Source organism: uncultured Porphyromonas sp. (assembly GCF_934359325.1).
In the GTDB taxonomy this organism is placed as follows: domain Bacteria; phylum Bacteroidota; class Bacteroidia; order Bacteroidales; family Porphyromonadaceae; genus Porphyromonas_A.
Map to the genome: position 1 here is coordinate 1 of NZ_CAKRLH010000121.1, position 4,804 is coordinate 4,804.

The 4,804-nt window shown below is 56.5% G+C and carries 4 protein-coding genes; 3 read left to right on the forward strand and 1 reads right to left on the reverse strand.

All coding sequences use genetic code 11. The features are described from left to right. Positions 1–1,307: tRNA (N6-isopentenyl adenosine(37)-C2)-methylthiotransferase MiaB (gene miaB, locus Q0F21_RS05315; RefSeq protein WP_297238072.1), on the reverse strand; the 1,307-nt coding region annotated here is incomplete at its 3' end. A gap of 158 nt (positions 1,308–1,465) precedes the next feature. Here miaB and Q0F21_RS05320 point away from each other — a divergent pair. The 3 genes from Q0F21_RS05320 to Q0F21_RS05330 form a co-directional block, all read left to right on the forward strand. Further along, positions 1,466–1,948: a hypothetical protein gene (locus tag Q0F21_RS05320; protein WP_297238074.1), complete on the forward strand. Its 483-nt coding sequence runs from the start codon at positions 1,466–1,468 to the stop codon at positions 1,946–1,948. 208 nt (positions 1,949–2,156) lie between these two features. Next, positions 2,157–3,368, forward strand: a complete 1,212-nt coding sequence (locus Q0F21_RS05325; protein ID WP_297238077.1) for an OmpA family protein — start codon at positions 2,157–2,159, stop codon at positions 3,366–3,368. A gap of 192 nt (positions 3,369–3,560) precedes the next feature. Beyond that, positions 3,561–4,804, forward strand: a 1,244-nt coding sequence (locus Q0F21_RS05330; protein ID WP_297238079.1) for an alpha-amylase family glycosyl hydrolase, incomplete at its 3' end; no start/stop codon positions are given.

Below are 4,804 nucleotides of genomic sequence, written 5' to 3' on the forward strand. Positions count from 1 at the left end.
CTGGTGACGTCGTCGATGTGGCAGCGAACCGTGTCGCCGAAGTGGACGCCCTCCTTCTTGTCAAATACCACCACCTTGTCCTGCGAGGTGCGGCCGGAGAGTTGGGCTCTGGATCGCTTGGAGAAGCCCTCCACGAGCACCTCCACCTCCTGACCGATCTGACGCCTATTGGACTCCTCGGAGAGCCGTCGCTGGAGGTCGATCATGCGGCTGAGTCGGTCGATCTTGACCTCCTCCGGCACGTCGTCATCGAGGTACTTGGCAGCGTAGGTGCCGGGGCGCTCGGAGTAGTAGAACATGTAGGCGCTGTCGAAGGGAACCCACTCCATCAGCTCAAGGGTATCGCGGGAGTCCTCCTCCGTCTCGCCGCAAAATCCGGTGATCATGTCGGTGGTGATGGCGCAGTCGGGGAGGATCCGGTGGATCGCCTCCACGCGACTCTTATACTGAGCGACGTCATAGCCGCGTCGCATCCGCTTGAGTACCGCATCGGAGCCGCTCTGGAGGGGGAGGTGGATGTGGCGGCAGATATTGGGGTGCGCCGCCATGGTGTGGAGCGTCTCGTCGGTCATGTCCATGGGATTGGGCGACGTAAAGCGGATCCGCATCTCGGGGGCTCGCTCAGCCACTAAGGCGAGGAGGCGGGGGAAGTCGGTCGTCGCTCCCAGCTCATCTGTATAGGAGTAAGCATCGACAGTCTGACCGAGGAGTACCACCTCCCGGTAGCCCATCACCCGCATCTGGTCGAGCTCGGCGAGGATGCTCTTCACCTCCCGGCTCCGCTCGCGACCCCGGGTGTAGGGGACGATGCAGTAGGTGCAGAATTGGTCACACCCTCTCATTATAGATATGTATCCCGAGATATGGACTCCGGGGAGCTTGACCGGCACGATGTCGGCGTAGGTCTCGGAGCGGGAGAGGGTGACATTGACTGCCGGCTCACCCGCCTCGGCGGCGCTGACGAGATTGGGCAGATCCTGGTAGGAGTCGGGACCGGCAACGAGATCGGCGTGGTGCTCGGTGATGAGTGCCTCCCTCACATTCTCCGCCATGCAGCCGAGCACTCCGATGACGATCGGTCGGGAGAGCTTCTCTCGCAGAGCCCTTAGCTGAGAGAGGCGGGTGTAGATCTTCTGCTCCGCATTCTCTCGCACGGAGCAGGTATTGAGGAAGATCGCATCGGCTTGGTCGATCTCCTCGGTCGTCTCGTACCCAATCGTTTGCATCACGGCACGGATTACCTCGGAGTCGGCGACATTCATCTGACAACCGTAGGTCTCTAAGTATAGATATTTCGTTTTCTGCATCTTATACGTCTCTTTAGCGCCCCAAAGGTACGAAAAAGCGAGGGGGATTAAACTCTTTGTCACGTTAGTCGTCAGACGTGTAGGGAGCGAGAGTGCCGGCATCTGAGACAATTTACTTAGATTTGGATCGGAATACCGCCTGATAGAGAACTGTGGATATGGAAATTGTACTCATCGTTTTGGTGCTGGCCATTGTGCTGAGCAAGTTACTGGGTAGGTCCGACGCCAAGGCGTTGAGCGACCGGGACTTGTCTGCCGAGGACGAGGATGTGACGTGGGGGGAGATCAAGCAAGAGCTAAGGGAGCTCCTCGGGTCGTCCTCCAAGCGGGCTAAGGCTCGCGGTCGACTGCAGCGAGAGCGTAAGCGCCGACCCAAGCCTGTGCCCTCGGTGCGGAGCGTAGAGGAGATGACCCCTCCCTCCACAGACACAACGATGCGGATGAGAGACTACCACAGTACGCTTCGGCCGAGTGACTATATCCTCCGGAGGCATGAGAATGAGATGGAGCACCTCTCGCACGCTACCCTCGGCAAGTCTGAGGAGAGCCTCGGAAGCAGTCTCTTCGACACCGAGGATCGGAGCCGCACGCTCCGCGAAGCGATCCTGAGAGCAGAGATCCTGAGACGGAGAGGCGCGTAAGAGGTCGGGAGTGAGCTCAGAGAAGTTCTCCCTGGCAGCTAATTTACAGCGAAGAGAACGTGTTTTTCATGAAATAAGATTTTATTTACTACCTTTGTGGTGTAATGGCAGGTATCCTGCTGCCCTGCTCCGGCAATGGGCGTGGAGACTTGACCATTAGTAATGCAAACATTATACATAACAGATACACTAACGAATTTTGAAAATTATGAGAAAGACTCTTCTTACACTCTCCGCTGTTGCTGCAGGCCTCATCGGCATGTCAGCTAACGCACAGGAGGTAAAGTCCAACGAGGAGTACCTCGCAGAGACCCCCGCCAATAAGGTGGCTTTCGAGCCCACCAGCAGCCACTGGTTTATCCAGGCTCTCGGTGGTATCAACGTACCCTTCTACACCCACTGGAAGGATGGTGCTGTAGTTAAGTCTCAGAGAGACGCAGACTTCGGCGACAAGTACAGCTGGAGCGCAGGCATCGCTGTAGGTCAGTGGCACAACCCCTACTTCGGTACCCGTCTGGCTATCGACTACAACAATGTCAAGGCCTTCGGTGCTGCTAAGCCCATCGAGCTTCGCGCCATCAATCCCCACTTTGACTTCCTCTTCGACATCACCAATTACTTTGCTCCCTACGATGCCAATCGTGTATTCCACGTAGTTCCCTACCTCGGTGTAGGTTACTTCGGCTCTAACATCATGGGCAAGGATCAGGATGAGTCTGATGAGAACTTCAAGGCTATCTTCAAGGATACGAAGGTGAACGGCGCTGATGATCAGTTCTTCGGTGAGATCGATCACGCTATCTCTGCCAACCTCGGTATCGACTTCAACATCAACTTCACCCCGCGTGTTGCTCTGACCATCGCTCCTCAGGCTACTTTCGTACCTGGCTTTGATCACGGTGACATCATCACCGGCATCCGTGGCGGTCTTACCTTCAACGTAGGTGACGTAGAGTTCAACGGCGTACAGCCTATGGACTGGGATCTCGTCAACGGTCTCCAGAGCCAGCTCAACGACCTCCGCAGCCAGAATGCTGAGCTCAGCAAGCGTCCCGTACGCTGCCCTGAGTGCCCCGAGGTACAGCCCACCGTTGTTGCTCAGAACTATGAGAATGTCGTATACTTCCGTATCGACAGCTCTAAGATCGACAAGAACCAGGAGATCAACCTCTTCAATACCGCTGAGTACGTAAAGGCTAACAACACCCCGATCACCGTGACCGGCTATGCTGACGTACAGACCGGTACCTCTGACTATAACATGCAGCTCTCTGAGAAGCGTGCCCGCAACGTAGCTGACAAGCTCATCAACGAGTACGGTGTGCCCTCTGAGCTGATCACGATCGACTACAAGGGCTCTGACGTTCAGCCCTATGACATCAACGCTTGGAACCGCGTAGTCATCATGAAGAGCAAGTGATCCGATCCCCCTAGGGATAATCACTAATATATTGAGAGGTCTCGCAGGCAAGTCCTGTGGGACCTCTTTTTTTGGATCCTTGTCGCAGAGACCGGGATCAGAGGGAAAATAGCTACATTTGGCAATAGATCGGACTCTTGCCGGTAAGAAGCCCGGTCTCCCAGTAGAGTGGTACGCATAGACAACATCATCATGAAAGGAGATAATAGCAAGCTGCTGATCTATCAGGCACTGCCCAGGCTCTATGGCAACGTGAGCGGAAAAAACCTACCCGGTGGTTCGATCGAGGAGAACGGCTGTGGTAAAATGAGCCACTTCACCCGAGAGAAGCTCGATGACCTTAGGGAGCTAGGCTTTACCCACGTCTGGTATACCGGTATCCTCGAGCATGCCACCACTACCTCTTACCCAGGGATCATGCATGATCATCCGGACGTGGTGAAGGGACGTGCCGGCTCGCCCTATGCGATCAAGGACTACTACGATGTCGATCCGGATCTGGCGGACGATCCTAAGGAGAGGAGGGAAGAATTTAGGCAGCTGGTGGAGCGAACGCACGCCTCCGGTCTCGGGGTGATTATCGACTTTGTCCCCAATCACCTGGCACGACAGTACCAGTCGGACTGTAGTCCACAGCTGGAGGAGGACTTCGGCGAGCGGGATGATCGGGATATGCGCTTCCGGCGGGACAATAACTTCTACTACCTCACCGATCAGATGCTGGTGATCGGCTCAGACTACGGCCCGGAGCCATCCGCCTACTCAGAGTATCCTGCTCGGGCTACCGGCAATGATGTCTTCCACGCCCACCCCTCCCGAGACGACTGGTATGATACGGTGAAGCTCAATTACGGCGTCGATCCCGATACTGGGGTGGGGCACTTCGGAGAGCCGGTGCCTGATACCTGGGACAAGATGTACCACATCCTCTACCACTGGGCGATGCAGGGCGTGGACGGCTTCCGGTGTGACATGGCGGAGATGGTACCGGTACCCTTCTGGCACTGGGTGATCCGGAGGCTCCATCCCGACTTCCCTCAGCTCCTCTTCATCGGAGAGATCTACCAGCCGTGGCGCTATCGGGAGCATCTGGATGCGGGGCTGGACTACCTCTACGACAAGGTGGGGCTCTACGACACACTGATCGGCGTGCTGAGAGGAGAGCGAGCCGCCTCCGATATCACCTCCGTCTGGCAGTCTCAGGAGGGACTGTCGGGTCGGATGCTCCACTTTATGGAGAATCATGATGAACAGCGGCTTGCGAGTGACTTCATCGTCGGCACCGGTGCCAAGGGGATCCCTGCCGTGGCGGTGTCGGCTCTGATCGACTCGGGTCCGATGATGATCTACTTCGGACAGATGCTGGGTGAGCATGGTATGGATGAGGAGGGCTTCTCGGGACGAAATGGCAGGACCACGATCTACGACTACTGGTC

What these genes read in the sequence shown, in the direction of transcription:
- Q0F21_RS05320 (WP_297238074.1), top strand. Translation starts at nt 1,466, where the DNA reads ATGGAAATTGTACTCATCGTTTTGGTGCTGGCCATTGTGCTGAGCAAG.
- Q0F21_RS05325 (WP_297238077.1), top strand. Translation starts at nt 2,157, where the DNA reads ATGAGAAAGACTCTTCTTACACTCTCCGCTGTTGCTGCAGGCCTCATC.